This is a genomic window from Bradyrhizobium sp. AUGA SZCCT0158, assembly GCF_018130065.1.
GTDB lineage: Bacteria > Pseudomonadota > Alphaproteobacteria > Rhizobiales > Xanthobacteraceae > Bradyrhizobium.
Window position 1 is genome coordinate 93,535 of record NZ_JAFCME010000004.1, and the last position, 16,574, is coordinate 110,108.

Consider the following 16,574-nt stretch of genomic DNA (forward strand, 5'->3'; position numbering starts at 1 on the left):
ATGACGCCGGCCGGTTTGCCGGAAGCGATCGGTCAATTGGTCCGGACCGGAGCCGCTTCGGAAAAAGTTTGATCGATCTCCTTGCGCGCGCGGAACCCGTGGCCGCCGAGCGTTTCCGATGGATACTCCCCGAACAGCGAGCGATAGTAGTGAGAGAAGCGTCCAAGCTCGATGAAGCCGTGCCGGATCGCCACCTGCGCGACGGTAACCGTCGCAGGATCGCTTTCCCTCAGAACGGAATGAATGGCGCAAAGCCGCTTGTGACGCAGGAACGATATCGGTCCCAAACCGAAAACATCGTAGAATGCGCGATGCAGAGTCCGTCGCGACACGTTGAGATGGGCGCAGATTTCGGAAACGTGGACGGGGCGAAGGCCGGCGGCTTCGAGATAGTCATCGACTTTCCCGACCAGCTGCGTCGCCGAGGGCAGAAGCCCCTTGGTGTCCGGCGGTAGCGATTGCACGATGGTTCCGGTGACGGCGTCGATGATCGAGCGCTTCCAGAAATCGGTGACGGTGTCGGACAAGGCCGTCTGCTGACGCGCCAGGCGGGAAATGATCAGCGGCAACCGCCGTGTCGCCGCCATGCCGATCGAATGGTCTGCCTGATAGACGTTTTTGTTGAGCCATGCGGCGGGGTCGCTCAACCTCGCTTCGCCCTTGAACAGCGACGGGACTTCGGCAAGATCGAGACGGATCGCGGCATAGGCCGAGGCGCCATGGAAAATTCCGTCATGCTCGGTGCTGGGAGGCATGATCAGGACGTCCGCCGGGCGCATGTCGAAGGACCAGTGGGTGACCCGGTCGTCGGCATTGAGCAGCATCCCGATAACGAGCTTGTCGTCGGTCGAAATGCGTTGGGTTCGAACGCCAACGGAGAACGAACCGATGCTGAGCGAGAAGTCTCCGATGCCGACGTGACTAAGTGAGCCTCGAAACTTTCCACGGCCGAGTTGCGTCACCTCGACATGCGACCCTCTGATCGCGTTGTGAAGGCCTTCGAAGCTGTCCAGACTGCAGGTGTTGACCGCAAGCTGCCCGCTCATGGTTCGGCATCCCCCATTCGATGCCCCGTCCCCGACTCGATCTAGCCACAACTCTAGCGCGCTCACAATGAATTTTGTCGGTCAGGTCTTGCTCTGTTGCAAGAAGGCCCGCGCACGATTGCGGTCGCGATGAGAATATTTGTCTAAATTTTTGAACGGAACGGCATGCAGTTCGATCAATGCATTGATCGATTTGCGAAGGTCTCCATTAAGGCTGAAGTTGCGCCTTTGCAGATTGGCACAAACTGCACATCACATCGCTTCGAGATTCATCTAGCTTGCATCGGTGCCAATGCTTCGCGTCTCGTAAGCCTTTGAAGAAGCGGAGACTGTGCGCCAATGCGCTGCTCAGGAAAACTGCGCGGAAAAGGGAAGACGGGCTGACTGATCTACGTCTGCCGTGCGCAACCACGACGCGAGCGGCTGCAATAAGAAAAAGGGCCGCCAATGCGCTCAACAAGAACCCGCTTCATCGATCTGGCTAACGCCCCCACCGGAATGCTCTGCGCGTTAGCCTTCTCAACCTGCCTTGCCCTGACGCCTTCGCCGGCATCGGCGATGATTGTAGCGCCCTCCGTTTGGCAGCACCAGCAACTCAAGCAAGACAATCTGGTGACCGAGGTCCGCGCGCGCGCCGGTGGCTCGGTGCGCCGGACAACCGTCGTTGGTCCGCGTGGCAACGCGGCCAGCCGGACCGTGGTCCGCGGCGGCGCGGTCGTGCGTCCCGGTGTTGCACGCCCCGGCGGCTGGGTGCGCCCCGCCCATTATTACTGGCGTCCGGGCGGCGCGATCGCCGCCGGTGCGGCGATCGGATTCGTCGCCGCTGCCTCCGCGGCAGCCTATGCCGGCTCACCGCCGGCGCCGGGTTACTGCTGGTACTACTCCGATCCGAGCAAGACGCAGGGCTTCTGGGACGTTTGCCCGTAACCGCGCACGTCAGGAGTTGGTGCCATGACGCTGCTGCAAACCGACATCCGGCAGGGCGACACGCCGTCGGAAGATGGCCGGACCGCCGATATGGTCCGCATTCCCGGCGGCACATTCCGCATGGGCTCCGACAATCATTATCCTGAGGAAGCGCCGGTACATCGCGTGACGGTGGACGGCTTCTGGATCGACCGCACGCCGGTGACCAATCGACAGTTCAAGCGGTTCGTGATCGAGACCGGGCACAAGACCTTTGCCGAAATCCCGCCCGATCCGAAGCACTATCCAGGGGCCCTGCCGCACATGCTGTACGCGGGCTCTCTCGTGTTCGAGCGGCCGCACTCGACCTACGATTTGCGCGACTGGCGCCAGTGGTGGTCGTTCATGAAGAACGCCGATTGGCGGCACCCCTATGGACCCAGGAGCAACATCAACGTCCTGAACGATCACCCCGTCGTCCATGTGTCTTACTCGGACGCGCTGTTCTATGCGCGGTGGGCGGGCAAGGATTTGCCGACCGAAGCCGAATGGGAGTTCGCGGCGCGCGGCGGGCTCGACGGCGCCGAATTCGCGTGGGGCGACGAGCTTACGCCCGACGGCGTGCATATGGCCAATACCTGGCAGGGCGAATTCCCGCTGCACAACCTGCATGAGGATGGCTACGAGCGCACCTCGCCGGTGACGGCGTTTCCGCCGAACGGTTACGGCCTGCACGACATGATCGGCAATGTCTGGGAATGGACCTCGGACTGGTATTCGCCGAAACATGAAGCCGACGCGCCGAAGGCGTGCTGCATCCCCGAAAATCCGCGCGGCGGGCGCGAGGAAGGCAGCTACGACCCTCGCCAGCCGAACATCAAGATCCCGCGCAAGGTGATCAAGGGCGGCTCGCATCTGTGCGCACCGAATTATTGCCGCCGCTATCGCCCGGCGGCGCGACATGCCGAGGCGATCGATACCTCGACCAGCCATGTCGGATTTCGATGCGTCCTGAGAATCCCGGCCACGCGATAATTCTGCCTTGCGACACGTCATTCAAACGGCACGCGCGGGCAAGCTCGGAATCGATTCGAAGTGACGGTCGCGTCCGCGGCAGGCCCGGGACAAGGCGGGCGCATAGCAGCGGTGCAATTCGCACGACTGCCTGAGGGCCGGTCTTAATTGACACGGCCAATCCCTGCACGCTATCCAAGCCGAAGCAAAGAACAAGAAACAGGGCAGGGTGGAACGCGATGAACCGCGACAGCGCGTCTTGAGCGATTTCGCGCGGCCTTCCGCGCTCGCTCCATTCCGGATCCGGAATTATCGTTTCCAATGGCCCGCCGATCTGCTCACCTCGTGGGCGTTCGAGATGGAGATGATCATCCTCGGCTGGTACGTGCTGGTCGAGACCGGGTCGGTGCTGCTGCTCACCGTGTTCGCTTCCTTGGGTTATATCGGTACATTGGTCGCGCCGATGTTCGGCGTCGTCGGCGACCGGATCGGTCACCGCGATCTCCTGGCCATGATGCGCGCGTGCTACGCGGTGCTGGCGACCGTGCTGATGACGCTGGCGCTGTCAGGCCATCTCAGCCCACTTTTTGTTTTTGTCGTCGCGGCCCTGATGGGTGTCGTCCGTCCGTCGGACCTCGGCGTGCGCGGCGCACTGGTTGCGACCATCATGCCGCGCGATCAACTTATCGGCGCGATCAGCATCTCCCGAACCACGATGGATACCGCGCGCATCGCCGGCGCGCTGAGCGGCGCCGGATTGTTCGCCGCGCTCGGGATGGGAGCGGCCTATGTGGCGATCGTCTGCCTCTATCTCGTCGCGACCTTGCTGACGCTGTGCGTGGTGGCACCGGCCAAGCCGTATCCGACCGGCGATACCGAAAGCGAGGTGCTGCGGCCCTCGCCATTGCGCGACCTGATGGAGGGCGTGGCCTATTGCTGGACCACGCCGCGCATGCGCGCTGCGCTCTGGGTCGCGTTCCTCGCCAACCTCACGGCCTATCCGCTCACCAACGGATTGCTGCCCTATGTGGCCAAGGCGATCTACGGCACCAACCAGACCGGGCTCGGCTATCTCTCGGCAAGTTTCGCCATCGGCTCGCTGGCCGGCTCGATCGTGCTGAGCCTGATCCACGGCATCAGGGTGGCGCGGCTCATGATCGCCTCGACTGTGCTGTGGTATGCGACGCTGCTGCTATTTGTGCAGATGCAGACGGTACCGACCGCGATCGTCTGCCTAGTCATCGCCGGTTTCTCGCAGAGCCTCGCGATGATCTCGATCGCCGTCATCCTGATGCGCACGGCAGCCGAGAATTTCCGCGGCCGGGTGATGGGCGTGCGCATGATGGTGATCTATGGCCTGCCGTTCGGCCTTCTGGCCGCCGGCAGCCTGATCGACGAGATCGGCTTCGCCGCGACGGGAACGCTGTACGCGGCGGTCGGTCTCGCCTTGATGCTGGCGATCATGCTGCACTGGCGCGCCGATTTGTGGCCGGTGCATGCCCCGGCCAATGCGCGATAGGCGTCGCGCTGGCCTCACTGCATCTTGATGTTGGCTTCCTTGAGCACCGGCTCCCACTTGGCGGCCTCCGCGCGCATGAACGCGTCGAATTCCTGCGGTGAGTTTCCGACCGGCGTCGCGCCCATCTTTTCCAGCGCGGTCAGAACCACCGGGTCCTTGAGAGTGGCCTTGAGATCGGCGTTGATCCTGGTCACCTGTTCCGGCGCCATGCCCGCGGGTCCAAGAAAGCCCCACCACACCGACGCGTCGTAGCCGGGCAAGCCGGACTCCGCGACCGTCGGGACATCCGGCAGCGCCTTGGCGCGCTGCGCCGTCGTCACCGCGAGCGCGCGCACCGTAGAGCCCTCGAGCTGGCCGACGACCTCCGGCAAGGGATTGACGCTGATCGGAATCTCGCCCGCGATCACGGCGGTGAGGGCGGGCGCACCGCCCTTGTAGGGAATCGCGAGGATCTTCACCTTGGCCATGTAGTTGAGCAGTTCGCCGGCAAGGTGCGCCGACGTGCCGTTGCCGGACATGCCATAGGACAAGGCGTCGGGCTTCTCGCGGGCGATCGTCAGCAACTCCCCGAGATTCTTCACGGGGCTGCTCTTGGACACGACGATGGCGAGCGGCGACGCGGCGATCTCGCTGATCGCGGTAAAATCCTTGAAGGTGTCGTAGGGCAACTTTGGATAGAAGAACTGATTGAGCGGATGGCCGCTGGCGACCAGGATCAGGGTGTAGCCGTCGGGCGCCGATTGGGTCAGCGCCTGCGAAGCGATGGTGCCGCCGGCGCCGGGCCGGTTTTCGATCACGGGCTGCTGGCCCCAGATCTTCGACAGCGACTGGCCGACGGTTCGGGCAAGGACATCGACCGCACCGCCGGCCGCATAGGGCACCAGGATGCGCACCGGCTTGCTTGGGAAACCCTCGGCGTTTGCCTGCGTACCGGCCAGCGAGAATAGCGCCGCTGCGAGAACAGAACGGATGAGTTTGCGTGGGGTAGGCATTGCAGGAAATCCTTCTTGTCCGGATCGATGGTTGGAAGTGGGCGGCGTGTGCCGCTAATTCTGTGTTTCCGGCGTAACCGCGCCGCGCAGCCCCGCACGCACAATCGCTGCCTTGACCAGGCCTTCCGACTTCGCGGCTTCGGTGAACTGCCGGATGAACGCCATCCCGCCGTCGCGTCCTTTGGGGACGCCGATCGCGAAGCGTTCGACGCCCCAGCGGCCGTCGAGCACTTTCGACCCCGGCAGCTTCTCCGACATTTCGTACAGCGAGGCCTTGTTGGTGGCGTAGGCATGGAGGGTGCCGGCGGTCAGCATCTCGATCGCCGCATCGAAATTTGCTGCGCGCACGATCTCGGCCTTCTTCAGGTCGCGTGAAAGCGTGGCATCGGACGAGCTTCCTGCCGTGACGCCGACGCGTATGCCCGCTGCATCCACCTCGGTCAGCGCTGTGAGCGCCGAGCCCTTCGGCACGAGATAGCCGAGTTCGACCTCAAAAACGGGCGGGCCGAAATCCATCTCCCGTGCCCGCGCGGCTGTGGCGTTCGTGAGGGCGATGTCGGCCTTGCTCGTCTTGACCGCTTCGAGGACCTCGGCATTTCTGGAAAAAACAACGGGCTCAAAAGGGACGCCGAGCCGCGTTGCGAGTTCCTTGCCGAGATCGTAACCGACTCCCTTCGGCCCGCCAGCCTTCGGATCGGGCAGAATCGAGGTCGGCGTTCCCGTGTAAAGCGCGACCTTGAGCGTACCGCTCGGTGCGAGGATTTGCTTGACCTCGGGATCGGCCGCAACGGCGCTGCCGCGGCAGAGGGCTGCCGCAACCATCAGAATCGCAACAATAATCTGGCGCCTTCCGGCCATACCGCTCTCCAATGCCCAGTCCACGGAGCGGCGTCGTGTTTCCCACCGCCACTCAGTTATTTGTTGACTGGACCTGATAATTTGTACATCTGTACAAAAGAAAAAGCGGAAAGCAAACCCCTGAAGAAAAACCCAAAGAAAACTCATGACGCGCAATCCCAATATGCGGGAAGCCATCCTCAGCGCGGCCGAGAGCCTGTTCTCGACCCGGGGCTTCAACGCGGTTTCGATCCGCGACATCGCGCTGGAGGCGGGCGCCAACCCCGGCAGCGTCACCTATCATTTCAAGAGCAAGGACGGCCTGCTGCTGGAGATCTACAAGCGGCATTGCGGTCCCATGAACAAGCGCCGCATCGAGCTATTGGTGGCGGCGCGGCGCGTGCGCGACGTGCAGGACCGGCTGGAGGCGATCGTGCGCGCCTATGTGCAGCCGGCGTTTTCGTCGAGCAGCGATCTGGCCGGCGGCGGCGCGCGGTTCACCCGGCTGCGCGCTGTCATGTCGGCGGAAGGCAACGCCGTGGTCGGCCGCATCATTGCGGAGATCTTCGACGATACCACCAACGCCTTCATCGAAGCGATCGAGCAGAGCCTGCCGCATCTGCCGCGCAAGACGCTGGTCTGGCGCTCCCAGTTCCTGCTCGGCGCGCTCTATTACACCCTCGTCAACCCGGAGCGGGTAACGCGGTTGTCGCGCGGCGAGGCCGACGGCGCCGACATGGCCGAGGCGATCGAGCAACTGGTTTCCGCCACCGTCGCCTCATTGCAGGCGCCTGACATCAACGGCGAGGCGGCCGCGGAGTCTGCCGCGAAAGCCGGAGCCAGGAAAGCCCCGGCCGGTTCGCGCTCACGTAACCCATGAGAGCATGATGTCGAAGCCAACGATTCCCGGCCCGGATCGCGATACGCGGACGCCGAAATTCCGTCTGCCGCCGCTGGCGTGCGACGCGCACACCCATATTTTCGGGCCTGATGATAAATACCCGTATGCGCCGGGGCGGCCGTATACGCCGCCTGACGCGCCGCTGGAGGATTTCAGGGCGCTGCACAGGAAGATCGGCATTGGCCGGGCCGTCATCGTCAATGCCAGCGTGCACGGCACCGACAATCGCGTTGCGCTCGACGCCATCGCGGTCAGCAACGGCACGTTTCGCGCCGTCGCCAATATCGACGATACGATCACCGAGCGCGGCCTGCGCGAGCTGCACGAGGGCGGCTTCCGCGGCTGCCGATTCAATTTCGTGCGCCATCTCGGCGGCGTGCCTGACATGGCGGTGTTCCACAAGATCGTCGCGATGGTGGCGCCGCTCGGCTGGCACATCGACCTGCATTTCGATGCGATCGATTTGCCTGAATATGCCGACCTGCTGGCAAAACTGCCGGTGCGTTACACCATCGATCACATGGGACGGGTCAAGGCCGCCGACTGTCTCGATCAGTTGCCGTTCCGCACCCTGATCGACCTGATGCAGCGCGACGAGAAATGCTGGGTCAAGGTGTGCGGTTGCGAGCGGGTATCCTCCAGCGGTCCGCCGTTCCACGACGCGGTGCCGTTCGCGCGCCGGATTATCGAGACCGCGCCGGATCGCGTGATCTGGGGCACCGACTGGCCGCACCCGAACGTCAAGGTGATGCCGAACGACGGCGACCTGGTCGACCTCATTCCGCTGTTCGCACCAGAAAGCGAATTGCAGCAAAAGATTCTGGTCGACAATCCCGCACGGCTGTTTGAGTTCTGATGGGGCAGCCATGACGGGCAAGCGCGATGGCTTTCGGTTGATCGGCCGCTGCGTATCGATCGCAGGCGCAATTGCGTTGGCCGTGCTGCTGCTGATGCCGCAGATTGCCTGCGCCCAAAACTATCCCAACCGGCCGGTGCGGCTGATCCTTCCCTTCGGTCCAGGCGGGGTTGCCGACGTCACCGCGCGGATCGTCACGGAGAAGCTCGGCGAAAAGCTCGGGCAGCGCTTCATCATCGAGAACATGCCGGGCGCCGGCGGCATCACCGCCGGCCGCGCGGTTCTGTCGTCGCCTCCCGACGGCTATACGCTGGCGCTGCTGAGCAACGGCACCGCGATCTCGGTGTCCCTGTTCAAGAACCTGAGATTCGATCCGGTCACGGATTTCGTTCCGGTCTCGAGCATGGGCTATTTCGACTTCATCCTCGTCACCCAGGCCGGCTCGCCGTACCAGACGTTGGCAGACCTGATCAAAGCGGCCAGGGAAAAGCCGGGCGCGCTCAATGTCGGCACCATCACTGTCGGCTCGACGCAAAATCTTTCGGCGCAATTGTTCAAATCCACCGCGGGCGTCGACCTGACCATTGTTCCCTTCCGCAGCTCGCCCGACGTCCTGATCGCGCTGCTGCGCGGCGACATCCAGATGGCGATCGAGAATTACACTGCGGTGCAGTCGCACATATCAGACAAGGCGGTGACGCCGGTGTCGTCCTCGGGACTGGTCCGCACCTCGTTTCTGCCTGATGTGCCGACGGTAAAGGAAGCCGGCGGCGGCGATTTCGAGGCGCGCTCCTGGAACGCGATCTTCGCGCCGAAGGGCACGCCGCCGGAAGTGATCGGTACGCTCAATGCCGCGCTCCGTGAAGTGCTCGACACGCCCGATTTGAAGAAGCGCGCGCTTGAGCTGGGCATCGAGGCCAAGTCCTCCACGCCGGAGGAAATCGCGCAGCGGCTGAAGGACGACATCGAGAAATGGGCTAAAGTGATCGAGCGGGCGGGGATCGAGAAACAATAGCCGGAACACGAAAGAGGAAACAGCAATGACCAACGCAAACAAGACCGGCCTCGTGGTCACCGCGCATCCCGGCGATTTCGTCTGGCGCGCGGGCGGCGCGATCGCGCTGCATGCCAAAAAGGGCTACCGCATCAAGATCGCCTGCCTGTCGTTCGGCGAACGCGGCGAGAGCCAGTTCGCCTGGAAAGAGACCGGCGCCACGCTTGAAAAAGTGAAGGCGGGACGGCGCGACGAGGCGCAGCGCGCCGCCGAGATGCTCGGCGCTGAAATCGAATTCTTCGATGCCGGCGACTATCCGCTGCGCACCACCGAAGCGCATTTCGACCGCATGGTCGACATCTACCGCGAGCTCAATCCGTCCTTCGTGCTCACCCACGCGCTGGAAGACCCCTACAATTTCGATCATCCCAACGCAGCGCATTTCGCGCAGGAGACCCGCGTGGTGGCGCAGGCGATGGGCCACAAGCCCGGCGCAAAGTACACCTACGCCGCGCCGCCGGTGTTCCTGTTCGAACCGCACCAGCCCGAGATGTGCAATTTCAAGCCGCAGGTGATCCTCAACATCGACGAGGTCTGGGAGCAGAAGCGCAAGACCTTTGAAATTCTCGCCGCGCAAAAACACCTGTGGGCGTACTACGAGCGCGTCGCATTGCAGCGGGGCATGCAGGGCGGCCGCAATTCCGGCAAGGCCATGACCTATGGCGAGGCCTATCAGCGGCTGTTCCCGATGGCGATGGAGGAACTGGCATGAAAACCGTCGTTGTCCGCAACATCAAGCGCACCGACGCTGATCTCGTGAACCGCCTCGGCGCGCTCGGCGTCGCCACCGCGCATGAGGCCTATGGCCGCTTCGGCCTGATGAAACCATATTTGCGTCCGGTATGGGCCGGCGGCGAGGCAGCGGGCACGGCGGTGACCGTGCTGGCGCAGCCCGGCGACAACTGGATGATCCATGTCGCGGTGGAGCAGTGCAAGCCCGGCGACATTCTGGTGGTCGGCTGCACCACCGACAATACCGACGGCATGTTCGGCGATTTGCTTGCGACCTCGCTGATGGCGCGCGGCGTCAGGGGCCTCGTGATCGATGCCGGCGTCCGCGATGCCAAGGCGCTGCGCGAGATGGGTTTTCCGGTGTGGTCGAGGGCGATTTCGGCCAAGGGCACGGTCAAGGCGACCTTGGGAGCCGTCAACGTGCCCGTGGTCTGCGCCGGGATCAACGTGGTGCCGGGCGACGCTGTGGTCGCAGATGACGACGGCGTCGTCGTCGTCAGGCGGAAAGATGCCGGCGATGTCGTGGCCAAGGGCGAAAAGCGCCACGCCGACGAGGACGGCAAGCGCAGGCAACTCGCCGCCGGTGTGCTCGGCCTCGACATGTACAAGATGCGCGAGCCCTTGGCGAAGGCCGGCCTTGTCTATGTCGATGAGCCGGAGAGCGATTGAGATGGCAATGCGCCTGCGGACTCTGCTCGGCGACCATCCGGGGACATCAGCGCTGAAGAGCGGCGCGATTAAATCCGATCTGGTCGAGTTCGACTTTGTCGACTATTCGCCGACCAACAAAGGCTTCAAGCCGATGGTCCGCGAGGCCGCGTTCGACGTCTCCGAGATGGCCATCGTCACCTATCTGATGGCCAGGAGTTTTGACAAGCCGATGGTGCTGCTGCCCGATGTGGTGATGGCGCGCTACCAGCACGGACATGCGCTGTACAACGCCAAGCGGGGCGCGCTGAAGCCGCAGGATCTTGCCGGCAAGCGCGTCGGTATCCGCTCCTTCACCACCACGACCGGTGCGTGGCTGCGCGGCATCCTCGCCAATGATTACGGCGTCGACCTTGATTCGATCGACTGGGTGACCTTCGAGGACGCCCATGTCGCCGAATTCAAGGACACGACCAAGCGGGCGCCGGCCGGCAAGCCAATCATCCAGATGCTTGTGGATGGCGAACTGGACGCGGTGCTCGGCGAGAAGTCGGAGCATGCGGAGTTGAAACCGCTGTTCGCCGACGTCGCCGTGGAGGAGAAGGCTTGGGCTGCGAAGCACAAGGTGGTGCCGATCAATCACATGGTGGTGGTGAGCCGGGCAATGTGCGAGAAAAATCCGGACGTGGTGCGGGAAGTGCATCGGCTGCTGACAGAGTCGGCCAATGCCTCGGCGACCAGTCCGCGTTTCAGCGCCGATGAGATGCGGCGTTCGCTGGAATTGATCATCGGCTACGCTTCGCAGCAAGGCCTCATTCCGCGTGCGTTCAGCACGGATGAGCTGTTCGACGACGTAACGCGTGCGCTGATTTAAAGGAGCGATACCATGACCCCCGAGCCGATCTTCGATCTCGCCCATCTCGGCCACATGGAAATGCTGACGCCGAAGCCGGAAGAAAGCGAAAAATTCTTCGTCGACGTCATGGGCATGACCGTCAGCGGCCGCAAGGGTGACTCGGTCTATTTGCGCGGCTGGGACGATTACGAGCGCTATTCGCTGAAACTCACCGCGTCGAAGACCTCCGGCATGGAACACATGGCGCTGCGCGCGCGCAGCCCGCAGGCGCTGGAGCGCCGCGTCGCCGCGCTGAAGGGATCCGGCTTCGACATCGGCTGGGTCGATGGCGACATGGGGCAGGGGCCGGCGTTCCGGTGCCGCGATCCGGACGGCCATATCGTCGAGCTCTATTACGAGACCGAATGGTACCAGGCGCCGCCCGAACTGAAGCCGGCACTGAAGAACCAGGCGCAGCGGTTTCCGGCGCGCGGCGTCAATGTCCGCCGGCTCGACCATCTCAATTGCCTGGCGGTCGACATCAAGGCCAATCGCCTGTTCTTCGAAAACTATCTCGGCTTGCGCACCACCGAGCAGATCGTGCTCAACGACGGCACGGAAGCCGCGATGTGGATGACGATGTGCAACAAGAGCTACGATTTTGCCTACACCCGCGATCACTACGGCAAGATGGGCCGCTTCCATCACGTCACCTATGCGCTGGACAGCCGTGAGGAAATCCTGCGCGCCGCCGACATCTTCCTGGAAAACGGCATCCACATCGAAACCGGTCCGCACAAGCACGCCATCCAGCAGACCTTTTTCCTCTATGTCTACGAGCCCGGCGGCAACCGCGTCGAAGTCGCCAACGCCGGCGCCCGCCTCATCCTGGCGCCCGACTGGAAGCCGATCGTCTGGACCGAGGAAGAGCGCAAAAAGGGCCAGGCCTGGGGGCTGAAGACCATCGAGTCGTTTCATACCCACGGCACGCCGCCGGTGTGAGGGGCACAGGCAAGCTCAGTTGCGCAGGGCGGGTTCTCTTTAACCCGCCGTTCCATGCGAGATGGCGGGTTAAAGAGAATCCGCCCTACAGGCCAGCCGCTCCGGCGTGTTCGATCGCGGATGGTGTCCGGCAGCCGACAATCGCCGGCGCCTCCCTGACCAGGTCGTCATTCCCGAGCGCCGTGACCATGAACAGGGCAAAGTCCACGCGACGCGTCATGTTGCTTCTGAGGATGGTGTCACCGACGTGGCGGCTCCACACGGGCATGCCCTGGCTCTCGCCTTCCTCAAGGTCGCTGCCGCGCACGACGGTCCACCTTGTGTCACTGGCAAACACCCGCCGGCATGCTTCGACCTGATCGTTGAGTTCCACGACGCGGAGAAACCGCGCCAGCCCGCCGGCAATCGCGCCTTGGCGCGCCTGTCGCCACAAGCCGCAGGGTGACGAAGTCAATCGCCGATCGCGCCAATGCCGCTCTTTTCATGCGCACGGAAAGGTTGTATGCTGTTTTCAGCGCAGCCATAGACCTGAAGTCATGTTCGCTGGCGATTGCCAAGGAAAATCAACGCCGGGCGACTAGCCCAGGCCGACCCGGGTCGCTCCGATCAGGCCCAAGCAGCCAGCCGCAGGAAAGTCGCGAGCCCGGGAGGGCACGGCAATGGATGTCGAACTGCAGATCAACAATGGCGCAACTGCTGCCACGCGATTCGTCTCATGGGCGCCTTCGCCCTGCCGCATCCGGGTGACCAATCCGTCCGGCGCCACGTCGCCGACCGTCAACGTCACCATCGCCGGGGTATCGTCGGCCAGCGGCGGTGTCGTGGTGTTCCGCGCAGGTGCCACGGGATCGTTTGCAAACAGCCTTACGCTTCCGGTTCCGACCAACGGCACCACCGTTCCGTTCTTTGTCGCCGGCCGGTTCGGCCGGCCCAGCGTCAACAATGGCGACGTGAAAATCGAGGCGCGCGTTGGCGCCACGCTGGTGGGATCGGTCTCGCTGATGGTGCGCATTCGAAAGAACGCCAACGCGCTGACCGCGGGCGAGCGTGATCGCTTCGTGTCGGCATTCGCGCAACTCAACAATCAGGGTCTGGGACGCTTTGCGGATTTCCGCAACATGCATACCAATGTGAGTTCGCCGCAGGCCCACGGCGCGCCGGGGTTTCTGCCGTGGCATCGCGCCTACCTTCTGGATCTGGAACGGGAGCTTCAGGCGATCGATCCAAGTGTGGCGTTACCGTACTGGCGCTTCGATCAGGCTGCGCCAAGGATATTCAATCGCGATTTCCTCGGCGTCTCCAATGCCCTTGGCACCGTCCAGTTCAACGCCACCAATCCCCTGCAGTTCTGGAAGACCGATGGGGTGCAGGGGATCAACCGCCGGCCGTTCTTCTCCACGACCTCGGCGCCGCCTGGCGTTCGCACCGAGCCCCAGACATTGGCCCTTGGCACGCAATACGCGGCGTTTCAAACCATGGAAGGTAACCCGCACGGGTCGGCCCATACCAGCTTCGGCGGTTCGATCGCCAGCATCGGCACGGCTGCGAAAGATCCGCTCTTCTTTCTGCTTCATTGCAACGTCGACCGCCTGTGGGCAAAGTGGCAGCGCCAGAATGGGCGCTTCAATCCGGCGCTCGCGGCATCGTTCGCCAATAACGGCGGTAACCCGATCGGCCACAATCTGCCTGATACGATGTGGCCGTGGAACGGGATTACCGGAGGTCAGCGTCCGCCGACGGCGCCGGGCGGATCGATGGCTCCGTCACCCTGCGTCAGCGCGCCGGGGCTGCAACCGCGCGTGCAGAGCAGTCTGGACTATCAGGGCACGGTCAACGCCACGTCCCGCATGGGATTCGATTACGACGATGTGCAGTTCTAACGCGCCTCGCGCGAGGAGATAGCAGCCATGGCCCCCACACGCAAAGCTGCAAAGCGGTCGAAGCCGGCAAGAAAAAAATCACCAAAGAAATCACCAAAGAAATCGGCAAAAAAATCGGCAAGAAAACGATCAAGCAAAAGGTCGGTGAAGGCGGAGTCGCCAAAGGTCGCCGCCCGGCGCGCAGCGTCGATCGCGACGAGTCCGAAAGGCACGGTCAAGGCGCGGGTTGCGGCTGCCGCACTGGCGCCCCTTGCGGTGTGCGAGAGCGACAAGGACCTTCAGGCGATGTTGAAGACCCTGCGCAACCAGGATGAGCCCGTCAAAGTGCGGCTTGCAGCGCTGCAAGCAATGCAGGCGGCAAGTTTCAGTGTCGTGGCGTTCGAGTCGAGCCGCGGAGATTACATCGCCACGCTGCGGGCGATCGCGGATGATCCGGATCCAGAACTGCGTCAGCGCGTGCTCGGTATCCTGGCGCGGGAGAAGGACGGCTATGCGCAGAAAAAGCTTCTCGAGGGGTTGAAGGATCCCAAGAAGGCGCTGGTCCCGCCGGAAAAGGCGTTGCAGCTTCTCAGCTATGATGTGCACGCGGACGCCTATTCGGCAGCGCGCGACATCGTCAAGAAGCCGCCGGATGAGATGGCTCGGCGCGAGGCCTTGCGGCTGCTTGCGGCGGACGCCACCGCCGCGCCGATGTTCGAGAAGCTGCTGCGCGACAAGAAGGAGCTGCGCGAGGTCAGGCAGATTGCGGCCTCCGCGCTGCAGGCGCTCAAGCCTGAAAAAATGCAGCAGCACGCGCGCGAGATCCTCCTCGACAAGTCGGACTACGACGACATCAAGGCAACGAGCCTCACAGCGTTGGCCCAGTTTGGCGATCAGGAGGCCATCGGCAAGGACAAGGCGTTGCTCAAGAGCGTCGATCGGCTCAGCGCCGGCAAGGCGTCCGCGAAGTACAAGCAAAGCGCCTCGCGATTTCTCGGTAAATATGGCCAGTGAGGTGAGTGGGCGATGCCACGTGTCAAACCGGCGAGCCAGCTCTCGGAAGCACAGTTTGCGGCATTGGTCGACGGGCTGGCCGTCGATCCGGGTCGTCGCGAGCTGCTGACGGAGCTGTTGCAGGAAAATCACCCCGTTTACGCGGAGTGCGGGGCGGCGGCGGTCGTGCGGATGCGCGGCTGGATCCTTCTCGCCCTTGCGCGCGCTGGCGTTCCGGACGGCGCGCTGATCTTTCTGCTCGAAGAGCTGGACGCCGGGGTTGACCCATATCTGGTCGCGGCTGCCGCGCGCGCGCTGCGGTCGTACCCGCGTCCGACCGGCACGCTCGCAGCGTTCGTCATGCGCGCTCTGACAAACATCCGCTATCGCGACGAGCCCGTGTCATTTGAAGCCTATGGCGAATATGCCATGTCCGTCGCCGGAACCAGCGCGGTTCGCGAACTGCTCGCGACGTTGGCGTGGCTCGGGCCGTTGGCGCGCGGCGTCATTCCCGAGCTGATGCTGCTTCGTGCCCAAGGCGGCCGCGGTTCCAGGAAGTTGCGCATCGACATCGACCGCGCCATCCAGGCGATCTCCGGCGCCGATCAGGACGCGAGTAGCAGTTCGCACGCATGCTGTGGCGCGGCGTCAGACAGTCTGCCAGGCACGGTTTCGTGGACGGCCGGTTCCCGCTGCGATGCCGGGCCGATCGAGAACGTTGTTCTCGAGGATCACGACGGAAAACGGATTACCTTCGAGGAATTCTTCAAAGGAAGGCCGGCCATCGTCGTGTTTTTCTACACGCGCTGCGACAATCCGATGAAGTGCTCGCTGACAGTGGCAAAACTCGCGCGCGTTCAGGGACTGCTTGACGCGCAGGGGCTGGGCGAGCGAATCCAGACCGCTGCCATTACCTATGATCCGGCGTTTGACCTGCCCGAACGTCTTCGCATTTACGCGCAGGACCGGGGGGTGCGGTTGGATGCCCGACACCGGATGCTGCGGGCGCTGGATAACGACGCGCTTCGCCGGCATTTCGAGCTCGGCGTCAACTTTATCGAGTCGCTGGTCAACCGGCATCGCATCGAGGTCTACATTCTGGATTCACAAGCGCGGATCGCGGTCTCCTTCGAGCGGATCCACTGGGATGAACGGGAGGTCGTGACCCACGCAATCGAACTGCTGAAGGAGCGGGAGCCCGGCGCCGGACAAGGCCAGCCGCGCTCGTGCTGTTCGTCCTCCGCAACCGCTGGACGGGCAGGCTGAGTTTGCATTGATGCGGCAAAGTGTTTAGGCGGTGAGCGACGCCTATCTAGCTGCCGATGGAACACACCTTATGGACCTACACGTATGGAACAAGCCCTCTGTTGTACTTAGGGC

At 63.3% G+C, this 16,574-nt stretch carries 18 protein-coding genes; 13 read left to right on the top strand and 5 right to left on the bottom strand.

Annotation, left to right across the window (positions count from 1 at the left end; genetic code table 11):
- Nucleotides 1-32: 32 nt before the first annotated feature.
- Nucleotides 33-1,046 (bottom strand): helix-turn-helix transcriptional regulator, encoded by a 1,014-nt coding sequence (locus JQ574_RS07165; protein WP_212207381.1) that lies wholly within the window; start codon nt 1,044-1,046, stop codon nt 33-35.
- 558 nt (nt 1,047-1,604) lie between these two features.
- Here JQ574_RS07165 and JQ574_RS07170 point away from each other — a divergent pair.
- The 3 genes from JQ574_RS07170 (at nt 1,605) to JQ574_RS07180 (ending at nt 4,485) form a co-directional block, all read left to right on the top strand.
- On the top strand, nt 1,605-1,973 hold the full coding sequence (locus JQ574_RS07170; RefSeq protein WP_249119175.1) for a hypothetical protein: 369 nt from the start codon (nt 1,605-1,607) through the stop codon (nt 1,971-1,973).
- A 90-nt stretch (nt 1,974-2,063) separates the two neighbouring features.
- Entirely contained in the window at nt 2,064-2,987 is a 924-nt protein-coding gene (locus JQ574_RS07175) for a formylglycine-generating enzyme family protein (RefSeq protein WP_212207426.1), read from the top strand.
- A 238-nt stretch (nt 2,988-3,225) separates the two neighbouring features.
- Nucleotides 3,226-4,485, top strand: a complete 1,260-nt coding sequence (locus JQ574_RS07180) for an MFS transporter (RefSeq protein ID WP_212207382.1) — start codon at nt 3,226-3,228, stop codon at nt 4,483-4,485.
- Between the two features lie 14 nt (nt 4,486-4,499).
- Here JQ574_RS07180 and JQ574_RS07185 read toward each other — a convergent pair whose 3' ends face one another.
- Both JQ574_RS07185 and JQ574_RS07190 read right to left on the bottom strand, forming a co-directional pair.
- The gene (locus JQ574_RS07185; protein ID WP_212207383.1) at nt 4,500-5,477 is read right to left on the bottom strand and encodes a tripartite tricarboxylate transporter substrate binding protein; all 978 of its coding nucleotides are present in this window, start codon (nt 5,475-5,477) and stop codon (nt 4,500-4,502) included.
- A 54-nt stretch (nt 5,478-5,531) separates the two neighbouring features.
- Nucleotides 5,532-6,482: a transporter substrate-binding domain-containing protein gene (locus JQ574_RS07190; protein ID WP_249119176.1), complete on the bottom strand. Its 951-nt coding sequence runs from the start codon at nt 6,480-6,482 to the stop codon at nt 5,532-5,534.
- Here JQ574_RS07190 and JQ574_RS07195 point away from each other — a divergent pair.
- From JQ574_RS07195 to JQ574_RS07225, 7 genes are read left to right on the top strand one after another with little or no spacing between them, the layout of a single operon-like run.
- Entirely contained in the window at nt 6,481-7,194 is a 714-nt protein-coding gene (locus JQ574_RS07195; protein WP_212207384.1) for a TetR/AcrR family transcriptional regulator, read from the top strand. The genes JQ574_RS07190 and JQ574_RS07195 overlap by 2 nt on opposite strands.
- A gap of 4 nt (nt 7,195-7,198) precedes the next feature.
- Complete coding sequence (locus tag JQ574_RS07200) at nt 7,199-8,071, top strand: amidohydrolase (protein ID WP_212207385.1); 873 nt, start codon at nt 7,199-7,201, stop codon at nt 8,069-8,071.
- A gap of 10 nt (nt 8,072-8,081) precedes the next feature.
- Nucleotides 8,082-9,086: a tripartite tricarboxylate transporter substrate binding protein gene (locus JQ574_RS07205; protein WP_212207386.1), complete on the top strand. Its 1,005-nt coding sequence runs from the start codon at nt 8,082-8,084 to the stop codon at nt 9,084-9,086.
- 25 nt (nt 9,087-9,111) lie between these two features.
- Complete coding sequence (locus JQ574_RS07210) at nt 9,112-9,837, top strand: PIG-L deacetylase family protein (protein WP_212207387.1); 726 nt, start codon at nt 9,112-9,114, stop codon at nt 9,835-9,837.
- Complete coding sequence (locus tag JQ574_RS07215) at nt 9,834-10,526, top strand: 4-carboxy-4-hydroxy-2-oxoadipate aldolase/oxaloacetate decarboxylase (protein WP_212207388.1); 693 nt, start codon at nt 9,834-9,836, stop codon at nt 10,524-10,526. Before JQ574_RS07210 ends, JQ574_RS07215 begins: the two co-directional genes overlap by 4 nt.
- A 7-nt stretch (nt 10,527-10,533) precedes the next feature.
- The gene (locus JQ574_RS07220) at nt 10,534-11,379 is read left to right on the top strand and encodes an ABC transporter substrate-binding protein (protein WP_249119177.1); all 846 of its coding nucleotides are present in this window, start codon (nt 10,534-10,536) and stop codon (nt 11,377-11,379) included.
- 12 nt (nt 11,380-11,391) lie between these two features.
- Entirely contained in the window at nt 11,392-12,342 is a 951-nt protein-coding gene (locus JQ574_RS07225) for a catechol 2,3-dioxygenase (protein WP_211996653.1), read from the top strand.
- Nucleotides 12,343-12,427: 85 nt separating this feature from the next.
- Here the strand turns inward: JQ574_RS07225 and JQ574_RS07230 are convergent, their stop codons facing one another.
- Nucleotides 12,428-12,796 carry a hypothetical protein gene (locus tag JQ574_RS07230; protein WP_212207390.1) on the bottom strand — a complete coding sequence of 123 codons (369 nt, stop codon included), beginning with the start codon at nt 12,794-12,796 and terminating at the stop codon, nt 12,428-12,430.
- Between the two features lie 205 nt (nt 12,797-13,001).
- Between JQ574_RS07230 and JQ574_RS07235 the strand changes: the two genes are divergently transcribed.
- Nucleotides 13,002-14,222, top strand: coding sequence for a tyrosinase family protein (locus JQ574_RS07235; protein WP_212207391.1), 1,221 nt, complete (start codon nt 13,002-13,004; stop codon nt 14,220-14,222).
- On the opposite strand, the gene JQ574_RS07240 is transcribed toward JQ574_RS07235, so the two are convergent.
- Nucleotides 14,219-14,440, bottom strand: coding sequence for a hypothetical protein (locus JQ574_RS07240; RefSeq protein ID WP_212207392.1), 222 nt, complete (start codon nt 14,438-14,440; stop codon nt 14,219-14,221). The two genes, JQ574_RS07235 and JQ574_RS07240, sit on opposite strands and share 4 nt — an antisense overlap.
- A gap of 67 nt (nt 14,441-14,507) precedes the next feature.
- Between JQ574_RS07240 and JQ574_RS07245 the strand changes: the two genes are divergently transcribed.
- The gene (locus JQ574_RS07245) at nt 14,508-15,215 is read left to right on the top strand and encodes a HEAT repeat domain-containing protein (RefSeq protein ID WP_212207393.1); all 708 of its coding nucleotides are present in this window, start codon (nt 14,508-14,510) and stop codon (nt 15,213-15,215) included.
- A gap of 12 nt (nt 15,216-15,227) precedes the next feature.
- A complete protein-coding gene (locus JQ574_RS07250) occupies nt 15,228-16,460 on the top strand; it encodes an SCO family protein (RefSeq protein ID WP_212383424.1) in 1,233 nt (410 codons plus the stop codon).
- Nucleotides 16,461-16,574 lie beyond the last annotated feature (114 nt).